Origin of the sequence: Planococcus sp. CP5-4_YE, assembly GCF_019042655.1 — a bacterium.
Classification (GTDB): domain Bacteria; phylum Bacillota; class Bacilli; order Bacillales_A; family Planococcaceae; genus Planococcus.
This window is the reverse complement of sequence record NZ_JAHPZO010000005.1, coordinates 98,686-121,619: the sequence shown is the minus strand read 5'-3', so window position 1 is coordinate 121,619 and position 22,934 is coordinate 98,686. Positions and strand designations below refer to the sequence as shown.

General features: G+C 43.1%; 13 protein-coding genes. 9 read left to right on the top strand and 4 right to left on the bottom strand.

Translation table 11 applies throughout. The features are described 5' to 3' along the window. Nucleotides 1–26: 26 nt before the first annotated feature. The 9 genes from KTG14_RS08385 to KTG14_RS08345 all read left to right on the top strand — a co-directional run bounded on the left by KTG14_RS08385 (nucleotide 27) and on the right by KTG14_RS08345 (nucleotide 19,815). Nucleotides 27–749, top strand: coding sequence for a WecB/TagA/CpsF family glycosyltransferase (locus KTG14_RS08385; RefSeq protein ID WP_216970511.1), 723 nt, complete (start codon nucleotides 27–29; stop codon nucleotides 747–749). Then, complete coding sequence (locus KTG14_RS08380; protein ID WP_216970510.1) at nucleotides 749–1,846, top strand: glycosyltransferase; 1,098 nt, start codon at nucleotides 749–751, stop codon at nucleotides 1,844–1,846. The genes KTG14_RS08385 and KTG14_RS08380 overlap by 1 nt, the downstream gene beginning before the upstream one ends. A 238-nt stretch (nucleotides 1,847–2,084) precedes the next feature. Beyond that, on the top strand, nucleotides 2,085–3,470 hold the full coding sequence (locus KTG14_RS08375) for a cell wall-binding repeat-containing protein (RefSeq protein WP_216970509.1): 1,386 nt from the start codon (nucleotides 2,085–2,087) through the stop codon (nucleotides 3,468–3,470). A 183-nt stretch (nucleotides 3,471–3,653) separates the two neighbouring features. After that, entirely contained in the window at nucleotides 3,654–6,023 is a 2,370-nt protein-coding gene (locus KTG14_RS08370) for a SpoIID/LytB domain-containing protein (protein ID WP_217341204.1), read from the top strand. A 577-nt stretch (nucleotides 6,024–6,600) separates the two neighbouring features. Further along, nucleotides 6,601–8,478, top strand: a complete 1,878-nt coding sequence (locus KTG14_RS08365) for an LTA synthase family protein (protein WP_216970507.1) — start codon at nucleotides 6,601–6,603, stop codon at nucleotides 8,476–8,478. A gap of 269 nt (nucleotides 8,479–8,747) precedes the next feature. Next, nucleotides 8,748–11,009, top strand: a complete 2,262-nt coding sequence (locus tag KTG14_RS08360; protein ID WP_216970506.1) for a cell wall-binding repeat-containing protein — start codon at nucleotides 8,748–8,750, stop codon at nucleotides 11,007–11,009. A gap of 16 nt (nucleotides 11,010–11,025) precedes the next feature. Further along, on the top strand, nucleotides 11,026–11,730 hold the full coding sequence (locus tag KTG14_RS08355) for a hypothetical protein (RefSeq protein WP_216970505.1): 705 nt from the start codon (nucleotides 11,026–11,028) through the stop codon (nucleotides 11,728–11,730). Between the two features lie 599 nt (nucleotides 11,731–12,329). Continuing rightward, on the top strand, nucleotides 12,330–16,997 hold the full coding sequence (locus KTG14_RS17940; RefSeq protein WP_308461969.1) for a cell wall-binding repeat-containing protein: 4,668 nt from the start codon (nucleotides 12,330–12,332) through the stop codon (nucleotides 16,995–16,997). Between the two features lie 352 nt (nucleotides 16,998–17,349). Further along, nucleotides 17,350–19,815, top strand: a complete 2,466-nt coding sequence (locus KTG14_RS08345) for a cell wall-binding repeat-containing protein (RefSeq protein WP_216970504.1) — start codon at nucleotides 17,350–17,352, stop codon at nucleotides 19,813–19,815. 223 nt (nucleotides 19,816–20,038) lie between these two features. On the opposite strand, the gene KTG14_RS08340 is transcribed toward KTG14_RS08345, so the two are convergent. From KTG14_RS08340 to KTG14_RS08325, 4 genes are read right to left on the bottom strand one after another with little or no spacing between them, the layout of a single operon-like run. After that, on the bottom strand, nucleotides 20,039–21,349 hold the full coding sequence (locus tag KTG14_RS08340; protein ID WP_216970503.1) for a glycosyltransferase family 39 protein: 1,311 nt from the start codon (nucleotides 21,347–21,349) through the stop codon (nucleotides 20,039–20,041). A gap of 20 nt (nucleotides 21,350–21,369) precedes the next feature. After that, nucleotides 21,370–21,744 (bottom strand): EamA family transporter, encoded by a 375-nt coding sequence (locus KTG14_RS08335; RefSeq protein WP_216970502.1) that lies wholly within the window; start codon nucleotides 21,742–21,744, stop codon nucleotides 21,370–21,372. Next, entirely contained in the window at nucleotides 21,734–22,105 is a 372-nt protein-coding gene (locus tag KTG14_RS08330) for a DUF2304 domain-containing protein (protein ID WP_211654973.1), read from the bottom strand. Before KTG14_RS08330 ends, KTG14_RS08335 begins: the two co-directional genes overlap by 11 nt. A 10-nt stretch (nucleotides 22,106–22,115) precedes the next feature. Beyond that, nucleotides 22,116–22,805, bottom strand: coding sequence for a glycosyltransferase family 2 protein (locus KTG14_RS08325; protein WP_211654972.1), 690 nt, complete (start codon nucleotides 22,803–22,805; stop codon nucleotides 22,116–22,118). Between the last annotated feature and the right edge of the window lie 129 nt (nucleotides 22,806–22,934).

Here is a 22,934-nt window from a genome sequence, read left to right as displayed (position 1 = left end):
CGGTTTTGCATGGAGGCACGAACTACATGAAAGAAGAAATTTTAGGCGTTACCGTCAACAAAGAGACCGAACAGCAATTGCTGGATAAAATCCAAACCGATATCGAAACAGGTAGCAAATCGCGCATCGTCGCCATCAACCCTGAAAAAGTCATGATGGCTTCGAAAGACCCTGCACTGCGTAAGCTTTTGAACGAATCGACGTACCAGATTCCGGATGGCGTCGGCATTAAAATCGCTTCCCGCATGCGCGGAGGCGCGATTCGCGAACGTGTGACCGGCATCGGCATGATGGATGCGCTGCTTCAACTAGCGAATAAACACGGCCACCGAATCTTTATGTACGGGGCGAAAAAAGCGACAGTGGAACTGGCCGCACAAAACATCCAAGCGAAATATCCGAATCTCATTGTCGCCGGTACACTCGACGGTTATGAAAAAGACCCATCAAAAATCACTGAAGCCATCAATGCTGCGCAACCGCAAATCCTGTTCGTCGCGCTCGGCAGCCCAAAACAGGAATTGTTCATCCGTGAAAACATGGAACAATTGGACGTCAATATCTTCCAGGGCGTCGGCGGCAGTTTCGATGTTTACAGTGGCAACGTCAAACGCGCGCCGAAGTTATTCTTGAACACAGGCACTGAATGGCTCTATCGTCTTGCCAGCCAACCTACGCGCATTAAACGCCAAATGGCGCTTCCGCAATTCCTCATCAAAGCCGTGCGTGATAAAGGCGGAAAACGCTGATGAAAGTATTACATGTAATCAGCGGCGGTGAAACCGGAGGCTCTAAAAAGCATTTATTGCAGCTATTGACGAACTCTCCTGTAGAAGCAGAGTTGCTGTTATTGACCGAAGGCGCATTTGCAGAAGATGCACGCAAAGCGGGAATTCCAGTCACAGTAGTCCAGCAAAATAGCCGTCTAGACCGATCGGCTCCAAGAAAGATTTTGTTGGTCTTGAAAAAAGGTGGATTTTCCATTGTTCATTCTCATGGGGCGCGTGCCAATTTTTTGATTGATTCTGTCTATAAAAAACTAGGCATGCCGTGGTTCATTACAGTTCATAGCGACCCGACACTCGATTTTCTCCATCAGCCCAAGCCGCTTGCGAAAGTGTTTACCATCTTGAACCAGCGGGCGATGCGCCGCGCGGATCATTTGTTTGCCGTATCGGAGAAATTCAGGGATATGCTGGTCCAAATGGGCGTCGAATCGAAGAAAATCACTCCGGTGTTTAACGGGATTAATTTCCATGAAACCTTGCCGAAATTTGATCAACAGGCTATCCGGAAATCGCTCGACACCCAGGAAGATGAGTTTGTCTTTGCCATAGTGGCGCGTCTTCATCCGGTTAAAGGGCACGATATTCTTCTTGACGCTTTCGCCCAGATCCACCGGCCATGTAAATTGTGGGTCATCGGTGAAGGCAATCTGCGACAGAAATTAAGTGAACAGGCATCAGCACTCGGCATTTCAGAGCATGTGCAATTTTTAGGGGCGCGTAATGATGTGGACCAATTATTGTATGCTGCGGATGTATCTTTATTGACCTCGCATAGCGAAAGTTTTCCGCTCGTGCTTTTGGAATCTGCCGATATGGCCACACCGGTCATCGCCACCAATGTGGGAGGCGTGCCGGCACTTGTTGATCCTGGGAAAACCGGATGGATCGTGGAACCAGGGCGTGCAGATGCACTCAAACACGTGATGGAAAAGGCGATAGATGCAAATACGAGTGAAATGGGAAGCAGGCTTCGAAGCTTCGCAAAAGAAAATTTTTCCAATGAAAACCTGCAACGGGAAATCCGGAGCGTTTATAGTGCGGTTTTAAAGTTAAACTAGGTAATTAATCCTGTTTATTTTAAACTGTTAATTTTATGAAATATACCGTTCAGCCTATACGTGACGCGGTTTTTGAAGCCCTTTGAGCACTGTCTCAAAGGGCTTTTTGCTGTTCCTGTAACATAATTGTAATATTACTCTCATAAATTCAATGATAAACTCTGAATTATTCAGAATAAAAAATTGTTTAATAAATACAGATAAACGGACTATATAACTCAGGGGGAAGAAGAAGCATATGAAAATGACAAAATGGTTTGGAACAGTGATTGTCGCAACTGCTTTATCAATAACTGCTTTCGCTTCCACTTCAGAAGCAAGCGTTTATGAAAAGTTTGATCGAATTTCAGGAACAGATCGTTACGAGACGGCAATTCAAGTTTCGCGTGAGGGCTGGGGCTACCACAGTACAGACAATGTAGTGCTCGTTATCGGCAATAACTATCCAGATGCTCTTGCAGGAGCGCCACTAGCTAAAAAGCTCAACGCACCGATTCTGTTAGTTAAAAAAGACACTGTGCCAGCATCCGTCATGTCAGAAATCAGCCGGATCGGCGCAAAAAATGCCACAATCCTTGGAGGCGAAGGGGCAATCTCGGCAAAAGTTTTTAATGATTTGAGCAATGAAGGAATAAACGTTAAGCGGATCTCCGGCAAAAACCGTGCGGAAACTTCTGCTTTGATTGCTAAAGAAGTCGGAGGAAGTTCGGCTGTTCTTGCAAGTGGCTCAGGTTATGCGGATTCATTAGCAATTGCATCACACGCTGCTGAGACTGGTAAGCCGATTCTATTAACTTCTGGAGATAAGTTGTCGTCCGAGGTTGAAGCAACGCTTAAAAATTATAATAATGTCACAATTGTTGGCGGCGAGGGTGCTGTCAGCAAGGAAGTTTTTAATAAAATCAGCCAAACTGCAAAAGTTCAGCGGATTTCAGGAAAAGACCGATATGCAACAGCGGCAGCCATTGTGGCGACCTTGTACCCAAATACTGTCAATGACTCCCTGGTAGCGTCCGGGCAACAGTTTGCTGACGCTTTAACAGGATCTGCACTGGGTGGAAAACAGAAAAAGCCGATTCTATTGGTGCGTCAATCTGCTTTGCCATCCTCCACAAAAGATGTTATCAACACTAAAAATGTCACTAAACTTACTGTCATTGGAGGAACAGGTGCTGTATCTAAAGATGCCTTGAATCCAAATCCAGCCCCTGCCCCTATCCCGGTCGTGAAACCGTCTGTAGATATTCGCCAGGAAATTTTGACAGAAGCGAACAAATACAAGGGTGTACCATACCGTTGGGGCGGAACGACGCCAGCTGGTTTCGACTGCTCAGGATTTTTAATGTATGTATTCAACCAAAAGGGGATCACTATCCCGCGGACGACTGCTTTGATGGAGAAATCCGGGAAACCGGTCAGTTATTCAAATGCTAAACCTGGTGACATCATTTTATTGGATTTGGTCAGAAGCACTCCAACATCGCCTACTCATGCAGGAATTTATATTGGAGATGGAAAGATAATCCATGCTGGATCAAGCACAGGAGTCGCTATTACAGCACTTGATACTTCATGGGGCCATTGGGATAAGAAAATCGTTGCAGTGCGTTCTTATACAGACTAAAAATGGCTTCGGCCATTTTTTTTTGCCTTAGATAGGCAACTCTTGAATAAATTTTAACTAACAAAAAATATTGGTATAAATTACAAAAAAATATAAAATTTATATACCTTTATTCAAATGTTTGAAATATACTGTAAAAAAAGAGAGTGTTCAAACAGATAACGAGGGGGAAATAGAGTGAGAATGTTGTTGAAGAGTTTAGCTGTCTTGCTTTTTATTGGTGTTTTTGCGGGGGGAGCAGATAATGTGGCGGCTGCTGAAGATTTTACTGTCAAAGTTAAGCTGGTAAATCAACTGGGGGCTGCAAATAGTTATGAGTTTACGCCGCAAGGTTCTTCTCAGTTAAAAGAAGACAAAACGGTTAAACTTGAAAAAAATACTCGTTATAGCATTCAAGTTTCAAGCGGGAAACTGGTGTTGAAGCAAGGCGACAAAACTTTAAAAACGGGTTTGTCATCAGTAACGGTTGAGCCGGCCATCTATTCAAAGGCCAATCATGTATATCTTTACAAAAAAGGATCATCAACCATCTATCCTTATATGGGGACTATAGAGTTCCGCATGTCCGGCACAGGCAATATGCAGCCATTTAACTCTTTGCAATTCGAAGATTATCTAAAAGGAGTGGTTCCATCTGAAAGCCCGGCAAGCTGGGGAGCAAGTGGTGGGATGGAATCTCTGAAAGCACAGGCCATTACAGCGAGATCTTATATTTTTTCCAAAATGAACCAAAATTCATTGGAAATAGATGACACAACAAAATTCCAAGTTTATAAAGGATTTATCTGGGACCCAGCATCTCCTCTATATATGAATGCGTATAAATATACTAATCAAGCAGTGGATGAAACGAAAGGGCAAATTTTAACCTATAAAAAATCTAATGGCCAGACAGGCTTTGTCACGGCGTTCTTTTCATCGAGCAACGGGGGCCAAACAGAATTGCCTGAGCAATACTGGTCCGGGAAATTGCCGTATTTGTCCAAATCTCAGCCTGATCCTTTTGATACTAACAATGTTTTGTGGAAACTGAATTGGATGAAACGCCAATTGCCGGAAACAGCCGATTTAATGGCACCGGCAACTTGGTGGCAGACAACTGCTGAACACAACTTGAATAGCTCGCTTGTCAATGAGCAAAGCAAAGCAGCCTTCACTAATTTCAAAATGGATTTACTAAAAAAAGCAAAAGCAAAAGATCCAAGTGTTGAATCCATTAAAATTGCATCCATCGATAAAATTCAAGCAGAAACATACGAGAACACTGGGAAAGTTAAAGCCATCACATTAGAAATGGATTATTACGTCCGAAACAGTAAAAATGGGGCTTTAAGTTTTGACATGGAAGCGGGTGCTGCTTCCAAGACCTTAGTCGGGAAAGACCGCTACGAAACAGCTGTTGAAATCGCTAAAGAAACAATTGGGGAAGAAAAAGCACCAGCTATCGTTCTCGGGCGTGGAGATATTCCTGCGGATGCCCTTTCTGGAACAGTTTTAGCGCATAAACACGGAGCGCCAGTTTTGTTGACGAGAAGCCAAAGCCTGCCGCCAGTTGTTGAACAATTTCTCGATAACCAGACGAAACCGGGTGCCGTGATTTATTTATTGGGCGGAAAATCAGCAGTCTCAGAAGAAATTGAAACGGCATTAATCGGAAAAGGCTTTAATACAAAGCGCCTATCCGGCAAAAACCGTTCGGAAACGTCACTTGCAGTAGCTAAAGAAGTGGGGCAGATGCAGACTGTGCTTTTTGCCACAGGCAATGACGATTCATCAGATGCTCTATCTGCTTCTGCCTACGCTGCTAAACATCAATTGCCGATTATTATTCACAGAGGAGCAAAAAGCCCGGAGTCTACACTGGCGTTCCTTGAAGAACACAACACTGAAAAAGCGATTCTCATAGGGGGAACTGGCGCAGTTCCGGAAGCGGTGGCGATTGCTTTGGCAGAGCGCGACATTCAAAGTGACCGCATCAGCGGAAAAGACCGTGTTGCTACTAGTGTCGAAATTAACCGATTGCTGCCAATGAATGGCACCAATATTGTCATAGGAAATGCATATTCTTACGTGGATGCCCTTGCAGGATCGGTACTTGCAGCGAAAACAAATTCACCGATTTTGATGGTACATCCAGATCCGCAGCGGTTGCCGGTAGCTTACATGGAACAAATCAGCCAAGTGACAAAGGATCAGGCTTATTATTTGGGAGGCGAAATGCTTATCCCAGCTGCTTTGAAAACTGCCAGCAATCAATACATCGGGTCTGCATTGAAGAAGCATCACGCCTCTGTAACCTATAAAGCGGGTACGACGCCTAACATCACTGCATTCCGCACCTTGATCGGTGGAGCGAACTTGAAGAGTCTAGATTTTGAGGTAGCAGAAACCGCAGACCGTTTTATCTTAGATGGAAGCGGTTTTGGGCATGGCATTGGCATGAGCCAGTGGGGTTCTTACCGCCGTTCGCAGGCCGGGGAATCTGCTGATCAGATTTTGAAGTTCTATTATCAAGGTGTATCGATTGAGAACACCACTAAGTTCGTGAAGTAAGCAAAAAACAGCCGCCCTAAAAAGGGGCGGCTGTTTCAGCTTGTCGAGAAAGTTAAGAAGTCGTATTTTCCGAAGCTTATCGCTCGCTTTCCGCGGGCGGGAATCGAGCCTCCTCAGCCGCTATCGCGGCCTGCGGGGTCTCTCAAACCCGCTTTTCCCGCAGGAGTCGAGCGAACGCTTCTCCAAATACTTAGACACATCATTGATTATTGAATGTAGAAAAAACGACTCCATTCTAATTCGTAATGGATTAGTAGACTTCTTCAACACTCTGAAACAGCCGCCCTAAAAAGGGGCGGCTGTTTTAATATTGTTAATGCGAAATCCATTCCAAGGGATTTTCGGTTCTTTGATTTCAATGTTCCGATGGTGGGTGCGGCTTATTTTTGCTCGAAGGAAACTCAATGGTCCCAAATTATTTAATAAGATGACCAAAAAGAAATGTTTCTAGTGATTTTGTGCTATAAATCGGAATTTGACCCAAGCATTTTGCATGATAGCTTTACAAAAACTCAATACTATTGTAATAATATTCACAATAGTATTACAAGAAGTTATCCATCAAGAGGTGCTAATCATGTTGAAGAAACTTAAAAATAACCACCCGTTATTAGTGTTGACTATCATATCGTTTATCCTGCTCATTAAATTGGCAGTCTTTCGTATTCACGTATATGGAGAAGTGTCCTGGCTTCGGCTACTGGTAATTGATTTTCCTATTTGGATGCTGATTCCTGTAATGGTATTTTTTGTGATTCGTCGGGTGAGTCCTATTATATCGCTTATTTACAATGTATTCGTGTCAGCTTTAATGGTCTCCATCATTTGGTATGAGCGTTATTTCCAAACAGTGCCAAGTTATTTTGACTTAAAGCAAGGCGATCAAGCTGGTTCAGTAATGGAAACCGTCAGTTTATTGTATTCACCATTGGATCTCCTATTCTTTGCAGATATCGTCGTATATGTGGTGTTGTTCGTATTTTCCTTAAATCGCCAGCTGGCAATGAAAAATCGCAGGAAGATGGGGGCGGCAGCGGTCGCCCTCTTGGCTCTGAGTATCGTAACGACCGCTATTGCGATGCAGCAGCCCATTATAGATATGACCTTATTTGCTAAAGAGCGCGGGTTTATGCAAACGCAATTGGTTCAAGTGGCCAAGCAAAACAGTGCATCTGCCGAAATGAATCTTTTAACTGATGGAGAGTTGGCTAGACTTAAAGGCAACGAGTTTGTTCCGTATAGCGAGCACGAACGTTTTGGTATTGCAGAAGATCGTCATTTATTTGTCATTCAAGTCGAGTCCTTACAAAACTTCGCAATCAATCAAACGATTGACGGGCAAGAACTAACACCGAACATCAACGACTTGCTTTCAGACAGCCTCTATTTCGACCGGATGTTCCAGCAGATCGGTGCTGGCAATACCTCAGATGCAGAATGGCTTCTTCATACATCGTTGATGACCAAAGGACTGGATCCAACGGTTAATTACTTGAATGGCGAAGAGTTGCCTTCACTGGTCAATTTGCTTAACGATCGGGAATACTACACCACGACTTACCATGCAGACGAATTGAAATATTGGAACCGCGAAAACTTATACCCTGCACTCGGTTTTGATTACGCTTATTCGTTGGATGAAATACCAAATGAAGACATTATTGGGATTGGGCCATCTGATCGGATCATGTTCGAGTTTGCAGAAGAAGAAGTGAAAACGCAATTATCAGAAGGCAAGAAAATTTATGCGAATTTGATGACGCTGACGAGCCATACTCCGTTTAAAGTACCGGAGAAAGATGCGTATCTGGAATTGCCGGTATCTTACGAAGATACTTATACAGGGAATTATTTGCAATCGGTCCGTTATGTCGATGAGACGATCGGTGAATTTATTGCTTTCTTGAAAGAGGAAGGTATCTACGAGGAATCGATTATTGTCATCAATGGTGATCATTCTGGACTTCACGGAACCCCGATGAAAGTGAGCGACAATAAATTGATGGCCGAATTATTAGGCCACCCCTATACCTTTAAAGATCGTTTTCTATTGCCTTTTGTTATTGCTGCTCCCGGATTATTTGAATCAGAAGTGAATTCCAATTTTGGAGGGCAAGTGGATATGATGCCGACCATCATGAATTTGATGGGCATCGAACCGCAAGGGCCAATGATTGGGCACAATATGCTTCAGTATGAAAATAATTTACTTGCAGTCCGCTATTATTTGCCGGGCGGTTCATACATCACGGGCGATCACATGTATCTCGGGCAAAACGCCAGGTACCCTGAACGTTATTTTGACTTGAATACTATGGAGCGGATTGAACCCGATAAAGAAACCATTGAACAGAAGCAGGAAAACGCTTTGAAAATTTTAAGTCATTCTGATGCTTTGCTAAGCAATTTTTTGGACGAAGGCGAGAAAGAAGTGGAATCCGGAGAAGAGAGGTAACTCTTCTCTGGATTTTTTTGTCAATTCATTTGAGCGAATGATAATGCAAATTCATTGCATAATCAATAGAGTTTTTTTGGGTATAAAAGCATGTTTTTAAACACTCTATTGCTTTAATTACGTAATTTTAATAGGTCTTTTATCTTTGTGTGAGTGAAATTCACTTTTAAACGCTGTATAAAGAATCATTTTAAGAAAATATTGTAAAATTCTCTTGTTTCTCCTAATTTTCCCCCGTACTATTAGGTCAGAAAGAGGGGAATGTAGCATTGAAAAAGAAACTTTTGTTTGTGCTGTTGTTGCTGCTAGCCATTGGAATGGGAACCGGAACTGCTTCGGCAGCCGGTAAGCCAACTGTTATTTTAGATCCAGGCCACGGAGGGATTTACGGAGGGACGGCAGGTTATTCTGGAAACCGAACCGGTTATTATGAAAAACACGCCAACATGGAAGTGTCATATCGATTGAAATCCGAACTAGAGAAAAGAGGATTTGTCGTTATCATGACTAGAACATCCGATGTCCAGTTTTCACGCATTTCATCCGGTACAGATCTCATCGAGCGGATGAAAGTTGCAAACGGCATGATTGCAAGCGGGAATAATGATAATACCGTATTCATGTCCGTGCACCACAATGCTACAAGTTCACCTACATACGGTGGATACGAAACGTATTATTATGATAATAAATACGCAAGTTCATCTTATCCACCATCAGTATTACAGCGCCATTACTCGCCGGAGAGCGGACGTTTGGCAACAAACACGCACCGCGCTGTGATCAATTCAGGCGTTAAGGAAGGTCGCGGCATCATCGCGAACAATCTTTATGTAACGCGTACAGCGAACATGCCGTCTGTCTTGCTCGAAGTCGGTTATATGTCCAACCCGACAGAAGAAGCGATGATCAAGCAAGGCTGGTTCCAGCAAAAAGTTGCAGCGAATGTTGCAAAAGGAGTAGATGATTTTTTCAACGTTTATGTCGTCAACGATAAAAACGGAAAAGCGATCAAACATTACACATCAAAAACTGATGCGTTGAATTACTCTAAAACTGTTTCAGGAAGCTATGTGATTCATAAGAAAACCGGAAAAGTGGACGGGGCAGCGAAACCTGATCCGGAACCGGTTGACCGCCCATTAGTTTATGGCATTTATCATTCATCGGGCGATATTCCTGATAATCTATATGCTAGTGAACAAGAGGCAATCGATGCAGCGAAAAAATGGAAGAACACTCGTGTTGTCCATACCACCACTGGAATCGTAAGCTGGTCAAACTACCTGCCAAAGAAATATGTGGTACTTGATAGCAGCGATAAGGAAGTAGCGAGTTTTTATCAAAAAGAAGCAGCAATCGCTCATGGCGGAAAATTGCAAAAAGCTTCAGTCATCGATGAATCGACTCTTGAAGACGATATTGTCTGGTCGAACTTCAAACGCAAAAACTTCATTGTCCGTTCAAAAGACAAAGGAGAAATGATTCATTTCTATAACCGAGAAGAAGCTCGCGAGTATACGCGCAACTGGCCAAACTCCGAACTGTTTGATGTTTGGGCACAGAAGGTCATTTTCACGAATACAGATAAAACAAAATACTCGTACACACCACAAATTGTAAAAGGCAAAAACCGGATTGAGACTGCGATTGGTGTTTCAAAACTGTTGTATCCAAACGGATTTAGCTCAACAAAGTCTCCAAAAACAGTTGTACTGGCAACGTCACGCCAGTATGCAGATGCCCTATCAGCAGGCCCGTTAGCTGCCAGCTTCGACAATGCACCGATTCTATTGAGCACGTCGGAGACTTTGTCGCCAACGGTGGAGCAGGAATTGAAACGCTTGAAAGCGTCTAAAGTTACTATAGTAGGCGGAACAGGCGCTATCTCCACAACCATCGAAAACAAACTAAAGGGCATGGGGTTAAGTGTCGAACGTCTTTCCGGCAAGGATCGGTATGAGACAAACAGCAAAATCAATGCCAAGCTTCCAGCGGCAGACGGTATGTTTGTCACAGCGGGGAATAACTATCCTGATGCTCTAACTGCTGCGAGTGTTGCGGTTGTGAAAAAATGGCCGATAGTCCTGGTGCGTGATGGCATGGAATTGCCGAACGACTTGAAAACAGCCTATGGCGATGAAGTGGTCATCATTGGTGGTACCGGAGCAGTTCCGACTGCTTTGGAAACTGCGGTAAAACGTGAAATTGGAGCAGATGGTGTTCATCGCCTATCCGGTAAGAATCGTTATGAAACAGGTACTGCAACTATCGATCACTTTAGCGATGAGTTCATCTCGAACCGCTTGATCGTTTCTACGGGCACGAACTATCCAGATGCTCTCGTTTCGTCTGCTATCTCGGCACGCTACAATGCGCCGCTATTCTTGGTGCCAAACAGTGCTATGCCTGCTGCGTTAACTAGTTCTTTAACGCGACACAGCAAGGAAAAATTAATCAATCGCACGTATTACGTTGGCGGTGCAGTAGAGTCTTCCATTCAATCAACAATCAATGCAATGCAAAAATGATAAGGTGGTTATATATATGAAGAAATTCAGTGGGCTTTTGCTCTCAGCCGTCCTGCTTGGCGGATGCGGCACCGCTGTGACCGACTCTGCAGAAGACAATAACGTCAACGGTACAGGCGGCACAGAAACAACCGAAACCGAAACCACGGAAACAGAAACAACTGAAACAGATGTGGAAGCAACAGAAAATGCACCCATCGAAGTGACGGACCCAACAGGCCTTCAGCTGTACATGCCAGAACTGGGACTCGTCAAAGACTTCCAAGTGGAAGAATTCAAATTGACGCGTGAAGTGCTGGAAGTATCAGGGAATAAAGTGCTAGAAGAAATTACATTCGGCGAAGCTGCTACCGTTGAAGTGACTGAGTGGACAGAGTCATCCATGAACATGCTGATCGAAACATCTGAACTCGAAGGCGAGCGCGACATTTCGATTGAAGGTTTAGTGCCGATGAGTGCGCCGGTGGTCATGATCGACGAAGCCAACAGCACAGAAGGTGAATGGATTGTCACATCGAATGATGAAACACTTGAAACTCAAGCTGGCACATTAGAAGATGTATTGGTAGTCGAGCAAGTTTTGGCTTCTGAATCGTCCGATCAAGTAACGACAATGACGCGTTACTTCGCGCCGGGTCTTGGATTCATCCAGGAAAAAACAGTAATCGCTAACGGTGACGACAAACAGGAATCTGTAGTTGCTTTAGTGAGTTACGAATAAAAACGAAGAACCATCTGCCTTTTGGCGGATGGTTCTTTTTGTGGAATGAAATTGAATGAAGGAAGGGACGGATAGTCTGCCTCACTGATTTATAGTTCACGGAAAATTTAAAGAAGGACAGCAAATTCAAACATAATAAACAAATAAAGCGCTGGGAGATTACTGCAAGTAATTGCTGGAAAAATCAGGTGAATGATAAAAATATCCACTAATTTCTCTATAAATTTATTTGAACCCAAGCATATCTGTGAAAAAGGTTGTTTATACCTAGTAGGTGTAGAATCTTAAAAAAATAAATAGAAAAACGTAGAAATTATAATTACAAAGACCTACTATAATTCGATACCCGAAAATTTATTTTTACGAAAAGGTTCTATTAGCTCATGTATTTCTTAGGAATATATTGTGCGTTTAAACATCTTTTGTGCTTATGGGATTTCTATTAAATTCCAATAATTCTATTCTTAAGAATATCCAAATAACATATTGACATAATTGTATGACTATTGTTACTATTTTATCTGTGAGGAAATACATACATAAGTTTGGAAACATACATAGAATGAATTTCCTTGAAAAACATTAGGGGAGGCTACATTGTGCAAAACGGTTCAAAGACTTGGAAAAAGTTTGTATCTGTTGCTATGATCGCAGGTTTAGTTGCAAGTAACGGGGTTATGACTGCAAGTGCTACATCTGGCGACAAAGAGAAAGCCAGTGATCAAGATTTGCAGGCAATCAACGTTCTTTCCAACGAAAAAGCAGAGCTAATCAAGCAACTTAAGAAACAGGAAAGTCCTGACATGGTCCAAAAAGATGCACTAGACCCGAACGAAGAAGTTCGCGTTATTGTTGAAATTGAAGGACAGTCAGCAGTAGAAGTGGCATCTGCAAAAGGTGTCCAATACAAAACGCTTGCTAAGGCTGAAAAAGAAAAAATTGAAGCTCAACTAGTAAAAGCGCATGCGAACGTGAAAAAGACAATTTCTTCTAAAGGCGTTGAGTTGAATTCTCAATATGAATATACGACGGCTTTTAACGGATTCAGCGGCATGGTGAAATTCAGCGATGTTGAGAAGATCAAAGACTTGCCGAACGTTAAGAACGTATACATTGCAAATGAATATGAAAGACCAGAAGCTACACCGGATATGACGACGAGCCATGATTTCATCCAGTCGCGCCAAGTATGGGCTGACAGTGAATTCCAAGGTGAAGGCATGGTTGTAGCCGTTATTGATACAGGAATCGATCCTGATCATAAAGACTTCAATATTACGGACGATTCCCGAGTGGATTTGACGAAATCTGAAGTTGAAGGTCTTGTGTCGAAAGATGGATTAAGAGGCGCTTACCAAAACGTAAAAGTACCATACGCTTACAACTATTATGATAAAAACAATGAAATTCAAGATGACGGCCCTGATGCTTCCATGCACGGCATGCACGTTGCAGGAACAGTCGGCGCGAACGGCGATGAAAGTGAAGGCGGCCTGAAAGGTGTAGCACCTGAATCTCAAATCCTGGGCATGAAAGTATTCTCGAATGATGTTAACTTCCCATCGACGTTCTCTGATGTCTACTTGGCAGCAATCGATGATGCAGTAAAACTTGGAGCAGATGTCCTGAATATGAGTCTAGGCTCTACTTCTTCATTTTATAATGAAGAGAGTGCTGAAGATAAAGCGATCACAAATGCTGTAAACAACGGAATCGTTTCAGCTGTATCTGCCGGTAACTCTGGACACATCGGCTATGGCTACGACAACCCGCATTATGACAACCCGGATTACGGTTTGGTCGGTTCTCCAGGGCTAAACAAGGACACAATCCAAGTCGCAGCTACTGGAAACTTGGTCAACCTCTTCACGCATGCAGTGGATTTCGGTAATTTCTCAGTAGAAGGTTTCGGTGTCGATGACTGGACGGATTTCCAAGAAGATGGCGATGATTTTGAAGTCGTTTCGTTGAAGGAACTTTCAGGTAATCCAAATGCACTAGGAGCGGCTGCTGATTACGAAGGCATTGACGTTTCTGGGAAAGTGGTAGTCGTTGAACGTGGCGCTCATGCTTTTGCTGATAAAACCAAATGGGCAGCTGCAGCTGGTGCGGCAGGCATTATCGTTTACAACACTACGAATCCAGTATTCTACAAAGACCAAGGCGGCTGGGACATTCCGTTCATGAAGATTACGCGTGAAGATGGTTTAGAGCTTGAAGCGGCACTTTCTTCAGACGGTGAACTGGGTGCTAATGTTGAACAAACGGATAAAGAAGAAGGACCAGAAGTTGGACGCGCAACAGACTTCACTTCGTGGGGAGTAACACCGGACCTTGAGTTCAAACCGGAATTGTCTGCACCAGGCGGAAATATCTTGTCAACGCTTGAAAATGACAAATATGGCGTCATGAGCGGAACATCCATGGCAGCTCCACACGTTGCAGGCGGCGCAGCACTTGTCCAGCAATACTTGAAAAACCACGATGAGTTCAAAAATCTTTCAGTTGAAGAACGCACACGCCTAGCGAAAGTATTGATGCTGAACACAGCAGATATCACGCACGGCAAATCAGGCGATACAATTTCTCCTCGTCGTCAAGGCGCAGGTATGATGCAGTTGAACGGCGCGGTCACAACGCCAGTGATCTTAACTGAGAAATCAACAAACGAAGCGAAAGTGAATGTTAAGGACTTCACGGAAGATTCCTTCACCTTCACATTGACAGCTGAAAACATGTCTGACGAAGCGGCGACATACTCAGTCGACACATCAGTGCTCGTTGATATGTTCCAAGAAGATGGAGATGTAACGTCCAACTTGTTGCAATCAGGCGCACTTCAAGGAGCAAAAGTAACAGCTCCTGAAACAGTGACGGTACCGGCAAATGGTACAACGGATGTGACGGTAACGATCGATATCAGCGCCGGCCAAGTGCCTGGACTTGATAAAGATGGCAAAGAAATCACCAAAGCGCTTGAAGAAGATGTCTTTGTTGAAGGCTTTGTAAAATTGATGGCTGAAGAAGGTTCAGCAAACCCTGACCTTGTCTTGCCATACATCAGTTTCTACGGCGAATGGGATCGTCCGGACATCATCGACTCCTTCGGGGTTGAAGAAAAAGACGAGCCAATGTTCTATGAGCAATACCGTGAAGCCAATGATATTGGTGTAGCATATGATGGCATTGATTTCATTGACCTGGTTGAAGTGGATGGAAAACTGGTCTATCCGTTATCTCCAAACAACGACGGCTTGAATGATTCCATCAACGGCATCCCGACATTGTTGCGTAACGCTGATGAGCTTCAAACGAATGTCTTAAGTGCAGACGGCGATAAGCTGCGCACAGTTAATATCGAAAAAGACGTTCTCAAAAACTACTTCAATGGTGGCAGTGGTTCTTACTTTAGCTTTAATGGATCTCGTGCTTGGGACGGCAAAGTGAAAGGTGAAGTAGCTGCAGACGGTTTGTATGAATACGAGCTGAAAGCGAAAGTTGACTATGAAGAGGCAGATTGGCAGAGCAAATCATTGCCAGTTTACATCGATACAGTCGCGCCAGAAGCTTCTATTAATGTAAACGAAAAAGATAATACATTGGAAGTTTCCTTGTCTGACGAAGGAGTGGGTGTTGCATTCTTCTCCGTACAAGTTGACGGTAAACGTTTGCCTGCTGAAGGCTACTTCAATGCAGATGAAACGGTTATTGACCTTGATAAATTTGGCTTGAATGCTTCAGAAGCTGACTTGATTCAAGTTAACGTTTATGACCATGCATTCAACGGTGGCTATGCTATCTCAAATGCGAATGACACTGTGAAACCAGTCATCTATGTGGATGATAACGGCCCAGGAGCTCTTCGTTTATATAACAGCAACACTATACCGGTTAAAGGATATGTTGTTGAAGAAAACTTGAAGACTCTGAAAGTGAACGGCAAAGAAGTGAAATTCACTGAATCGGAAAGAGGCTTTGAATTCGATTCATCTATCGAACTTGAAACTGGACGCCAAGAAGTGAAATTCGAAGCGACAGATTACAATGGCAACACGTCTTCGATTATCCGTCCAGTCTATGTGGATACAGTGAACCCGACACTTGCCATCGACGCTCCTGGCGTTGTTGACCAAAATCAGGAATCAGTGGAATTCGACATCACAGTAAAAGATAACTTCAGCATGGTGAAGCTATCGCTTGATGGAGATGTTCTTTACAACCAAGATGTTTTTGATGAAATCACTGTAGCAGATCCAGTTAGCAAAACAGTAACAGCGAAAGTCGATTTGGCCCCTGGCATGAACTCGTTCATGGTTGTCGCTGAAGACGGCGCTGGCAACAAAGTCGAAAAAGAAGTGAAGATCGACCGCTCTGATTCTGAACTTCGTGCAGAACGCATTTCGGGAGTAAACCGCTATGCCACTGCAGTTGAACTAAGCAAAGAAGGTTGGGATTCTGCGGATACAGTCGTCTTGGCGACAGGAAACAACTATGCCGATGCATTAGCAGGTGTTCCACTTGCGAAGAAACACGATGCACCACTCCTACTATCACAATCGTCGAAATTGACAGCTGAGACATACGAAGAAATCAAACGCCTTGGCGCAAAAACAGTCTATGTAGTTGGTGGAACTGGAGCGATTTCTGAAGCTGTCGTGAAGCAGTTGAAATCTGATGGTATTGATGTGAAACGACTCAGCGGTATGGATCGTTATGAAACGGCTGCGAAAATTGCAGAGCAGTTCGGTAAATCTGAAAAAGCGATTGTTGTAAGCGGCTTGAACTTCCCGGATGCTCTTAGCGTAGCTAGCTATGCTGGTACAGATGGAACGCCGATCTTATTGACACGCAATAACGCTGTGCCAAATGCTACTAAAGCTGCATTGGTAAAAATGGGTGTTAAAAATACCCTAGTTATTGGCGGTACGGGCGCAGTAAGTGAAAAAGCAGCCTCTGAACTTCCGAATTCTTTCCGGATCCGTGGTTCAAACCGTTATGAAACTTCTCTAGAAGTGGCAAAATACTTCGGTAGCCCAACAGATACTGTTTACGTAGCAACAGGTAAAGGATTTGCAGATGCTCTAGCGGGCGGCGCATTGGCAGCAAAACAAAACACTGGAGTTTACTTGGTAGGAAATTCTGTACCAGCTGAACTTGGTGAGTATTTGCAGAAAAATGGCGTTGAATACGCAAAAGTCATTGGTGGATCTGGAGCAGTATCGAATGACATCATGAAACAATTGGATGAGTACTTGAACAATAAATAAATCAATAATAAAAACGGAGTGTCTTCGGACGCTCCGTTTTTATTATGCGCTTTTTTAAGAAAAGGCAGAGTTAATATTATAGAATGAATGTATTAAGCGAAAGGACAGCAACTGGAATGTGCTATTCATCTATTTGAATAAGCTTCTTTACAATACCGTTTTAGCAAATTAAGTAAAATTTTTTAGAGTGTTTAAAAAATGTAACCGTTTTCGAAATATTTATCAAAATTTTACTTACCTTCGAAATCTTTTGTAGTATTATGGGTAATAGGGACAAACGTCTTCATACATAGTTAGAAAGATACAGCCCTGAGAGACGTTCGTCAAAAAAATTTGATAGGATGGTGTAGCAATGCCGAAAAAGATTTTCACTTCTGTAATGGCGACAACACTGGCTTTAACAATCGTCGGGATTTACGATTCGCAAAAAGCGGAGGCAGCTGAAGGCGATTTCGAGTTAACGATCATGCACACGAACGACACGCACGGGAACTTGGACAACGCGCCGAAACGCGCAACCTTGATCAAAAAGCTTCGTGCGGAGAACGCGAACAACCTATTATTGGATGCAGGCGACGTCTTCTCAGGTACATTATATTTCAATACATTCCAAGGGCTAGCGGATTTGGAACTCATGAACTACATGGAATACGATGCCATGGTGTTCGGGAACCATGAATTCGATCTTGGAGCCAGTGCAGAAGGTCATGCAGCGCTTGCTGAATTCGTCGGCGGGGCAGACTTCCCGTTGGTCGGCGCAAACGTTGATTTCTCGAAAGACGCTAATATGTCACCACTTGTAGCAGGCGAAGCGTTTACGAAAACGGCTGCGAATGGCCAGATTTACAGCGGAGTTGTACAGGAAGTGAACGGCGAGGAAGTAGGGATCTTCGGTTTGACGACTGCTGAAACAGCAGACATCTCAAGCCCGAAAGATATTGCTTTTACAGATTATATCGACGCAGCAAATGAAGCAGTAGAGTGGTTTGAAGGGCAAGATGTCAATAAAATCGTCGCTTTGACGCATATTGGCTATGACGATAACGCGGCTATTGATAACGACCGCACACTAGCGTCTGAAGTTGATGGCATCGATGTCATCGTCGGTGGACATACACATACGAAGATATTGCCGCCAGTACAAGTGGAAGATACAGTGATTGTCCAAGCGAACGAATACAATAAATTCCTTGGCCAATTGGATGTAACATTCGATGAAGCTGGAAATGTTACAAACTTTGTCGGAGAGCTGCATGACGTTGCCGCGGCTGAAGTGGACGAAGAGGCAGCAGCTATCCTCAAGCCTTATGCCGATGAAATTGATGAATTGAAGAAAAAAGAAATTGGCGTGGAAGCAAACGTCTTCCTGAACGGCACACGTGGAGAGTTCGGAATCCGCTTGAGCGAGACGAACCTTGGCAACTTCATTACAGATGGCATGTTGGCAAAAGCAAAAACAATCAATCCTGATACGACGATTGCGTTACAAAATGGCGGCGGCATCCGTGCTTCCATCGATCAAGGACCAATCACTTATGGGGAAATCTTGACAGTCTTGCCATTTGGCAATGCCTTGGCAATCATGGAAGTAACTGGCCAGGAAATTAAAGAAGCACTTGAGCATAGTGTTCGTGAATATCCGAAAGAAAATGGAGGGTTCCTTCACGTATCGGGGATGTTCTTCAACTATGACGGCAAAGCGCCAGCTGGCGACCGCGTCTTATCTGCTTTTGTCGATACCGGAGATAATAACTTCGAAGAATTAAACTTGGAAGAAACGTATACAGTAGCAACGAATACATTCACGGCTAAAGGCGGCGATGGTTTCGCGTCGTTTGGAAAAGCTTATGAAGAAGGCCGTGTTACAGAGCCAGGCTTCACTGACTGGGAAATGTTTGAAGAGCATGCGCAATCCTTCGCTGATGAAGGCGTAGAACCATACGAAGAGCGCCGCATCAATCAAGTGCGCTTGTCTGGTGCAGACCGTTATGAAACAGCAATCGCCGTTTCAAAACAAGGCTGGGAATCTGCAGATACCGTATTCATCGCGAATGGCAATACTTATGCAGATGCTTTGACAGCAGCACCTCTTGCTGACCAGTATGAATCGCCAATTCTCTTAACGCGCTCTAATCAATTGGCAGCAGGCGTCACAGAAGAAATCGCTCGCCTTGGCGCGACCAAAGCAGTTGTCCTTGGCGGCAAAGGTGCCGTTTCCGACGATATTATGATGGCTCTTGATGAGATGGATTTGGAAGTTACACGTATTGGCGGGAAAGATCGCTACGAGACAGCTGTAGCCATCGCTTCTGAACTTGATACTGATGCAACAGATGCAGTAGTTGTCAGCGGTCTCAACTTCCCGGATGCATTGTCTGCAGGTGCTTATGCGGCATTGAATGACAAGCCAATCCTATTGACTCGCCCAGACCGCATTCCAGCGTCAATTGAAGAGGAACTTGAGTTTTACAACTCTTCGACAATCATTGGAGGAACTGGTGCCGTTTCTGAGGCAGTAGCGGAGCAATTGCCGAATGCAAGACGTGTGAGTGGGGCAGACCGTTACTTGACTTCAGCGGCAGTCGCAGAACTATTGTTTGATGGGGCTGTAGAAGGCTTTGCTGCAAACGGCCAAAACTTCCCGGATGCTTTGACTGGAAACGTTCTTGCTGCGGCATATGAAGCGCCTATGCTTCTTGTGCAGAAAGACGAAATCAACCCACGAATTGAAACACGTGCAAACTACTATGGAACAGTTTTCACTACAGGTGGCACAGGAGCTGTTTCACCTAAGGTTATCAAAGAGCTTCATCAATAATAATGAGATTGCCCGGCTATTTAATTAGCCGGGTTTTTCTATGGGAAAATTTAAGCATGATTCAAAAAGGCGATAGATTAAAAAACAAAAGCTGTATCGTTAGGAATGTGGAGTGCGAGAAGGGAAGATGCGGCAGGGGGAGATAAAATGAATGCAAAAAAAGAAACGCCTTTAGAGGGCGCTTCTTTTAAATGGATATAATTAGAGCCGCTAGTTAAACAAGTCAATTATCGGAAACCGAACTTAATTTACTTATTCGCTGACGGACGTAAAGAAAAACTTTTAAAAGCAGCTGATAGGCGACAAATACTGCTGTAGACATTGCGATAAACAAGATAAACATTAAGGGCTGGTTATACCTTGGGAACGCATAAAAGACTGAATTGAGCGCAGTGCTGTAGAATACTATGCCCGCTAGCAGCAAGTATTCTCTCCACCGATGCCGCATAAAGAAGATGGCAATTAGAGAAAAGATGGACCATTCGACGATGTAATCATGGATATCATTGATTACGGATTTTGAAAAGCCGTAAATTTCTATCCAATAAAATTGGGCATCCCATTGAATAATAGGCTTAGTCCTCAGGTAGGTCCTTAAGAAAGTATACTTATCGTCTTCCCACCAAATGCTGATTCGTTCTTTCGCGATTTCATCCTGTATCTTTAAATACAAGAATGCATTTTGGGATTCTTCTGGATACTGTTCTTTAATCATATCGACTGTTTCATCGTAGGATTCTCCATAATGGATACCCGATCCCTGATAGGTTCCTAAGAGAAGTGGATTGCCTCCACCGCCAGTAAGCGGTATAAATTCGCCGAACTGTACATAGTTTCTAGCCCACCATGGCCCAAGAACAACCAATAACATTATGGCGGCTACCGCAAATTGTTTGGCACCAACTTTTAATGGGTACTTTTTCAAAATGAAATAGAACAGGAGCAGGACCGGATATAGTGCAAATGTGGCTTTGAACATAATGACTGCCAAATAAGAAAGCATCAAAATGAAGAAGTATTTCCAGTTGCTTGGTTCGTTCGCAAGTTTAACCGAGTAATAGACAAGTAACAGAAGGACAAGCATAAAAGGCGTTTCCGTAATAAATAAGTTATCAGTCAAGATCTGAGGAATGAAGATAGCGAGCATTGTAGCGGAAGCGAGGCCGATAAATTTATTGCCGATAAGCTTTCCTAGTTTGTAGACCATGAATATATTCACGGTTCCGATCGCCACAAATATTAATTTCCCCATGAGGAAGCCAAAGCTTCCCTTGCCAAAGATGAGAAAAATGAATGCTAACAAAAATGATTGGCCTGGCATGATATGAACAGTCGGCATATCTGCCCGGTGATATGTAAGCATGCCGGTTTCAAGAAGTGTAAGAGCGCTTCTTACGTACCCCATGTCATCGCTATCGAGCGATAGGCCACTGCCATATTTCACGATTACGCCAATACGCAATAAGAACCCTACAGCGATAATAAAAATCAGCCAGTAATGTGATTTAATAAAGTTTAAAATTTTTGTATTCATAAACAGATTCCACACTCTTCCTAGTCAAAGTTAGGCGCTGATGAAAAACCGATAAATGAGACGCCAATCATAATCATTAACACACCTAAGATCTTCATCATAGATAAAGGTTCATTGAAGATGAAGTAAGCACCAAATACTGCAAAGACATAAGCCAGACTTTGAATAGGGTAGGCTACGCTTAATGGCACCCGGGTTAAGATGAAGAGCCAAAGCACAGTCGCAAATCCGTACATGGTCAGTCCTGTTACGATGTATGGAGACAGCATCAATTTGATGATTGCCCCGACTGAAGAAAAACTATCATCTTTGCCGGTCATCCCGAATTTCCATAAAAATTGTCCAGAAACGAGTATCATTGTATTAAGCAAAATAAGTAAATAGTTAACTAACATTTTTATTGTCCTCTTTTTTTCCTTCATTTCTGAGCTCATCGATATGTTTTGTAGCGTACGAGAGCTGCTGAGCAATCTGTTTTATTTGTATCTGTTGTTTAGTTATAGTTGTAGTTTGAAACACTAACATGGTGAGAATGATCAGAAAAGCAAGTACAAAAATAAGAGATGGCATATATTCAATTTCTAAAAACTGGGCGACATTATTCATGACAGGCAAGAAAAGGGCTAATAAAAGCCCGCTGAACGAAAGGATTAGCCAGATCAGCGCTTGTTGGTCTTGGAGTTTGTTTTTTGATGTATAAAATAGCACTTGTGCAAAGAACAGAATTGCCACTAAGATTGAGATTCCTTGAACCATGGATACCCTCCTAAAATACGGATCGCACGAGCGAGATATAAGTTACTTTAAACATATAGTAGATAGATTTTTTAGGCGTAATGGAAGATTTTCCTCCTTGACGCTGATTCATTTCGACTTTGATTTCTTTAATTTTATAGTTTTTTCTGGCCAAATTCACAAGAACTTCTACTTCAGGATAGTCAGTAGGATAATACTTACTGAACGATTCGATAATTTTCCGATTAACAATGCGATAGCCTGATGTCGGATCGGTGATCTTCATTTTTGTAAGCAGGTGAATGAAACGATAAAAATAATAAATCCCAATTCTGCGGGATAAAGTCCCCTTATAAGCACTTTGTTCAACAAACCTAGAACCGATAACCATATCATTATCCGTAGTTCTGATTTCGTCTATAAGATTCATCAAATCAGCCGGATTGTGCTGACCATCTGCATCGAGTTGAATGGCATAGTCATAGTTGTGGTCAAGGGCATACTGATATCCAGTTTGCATAGCTCCGCCAATTCCAAGATTGATTGGCAAATCTATATGGTTAAATTTATTTTTATCAAGCAGTTCACGAGTGCGATCCTTTGAACCGTCATTGACGACAATATAGTCAATATTGGTAGCAGCCTTAATGTTTCTTACTGTTTGCTCAATAGAATCTTCTTCATTGTATGCAGGAATAATAACGATTACTTTTGCTGACAATTCTAACCCTCCAAACGTTTAATACAAATTCCCTTAACTTATTTATAGTACATAATTTTACCAGCAGCGTCAATAAATTTGAAGATATCGAAAAGTCTGTCTATTTTTAAAACTTCTCTCGAAAATGTA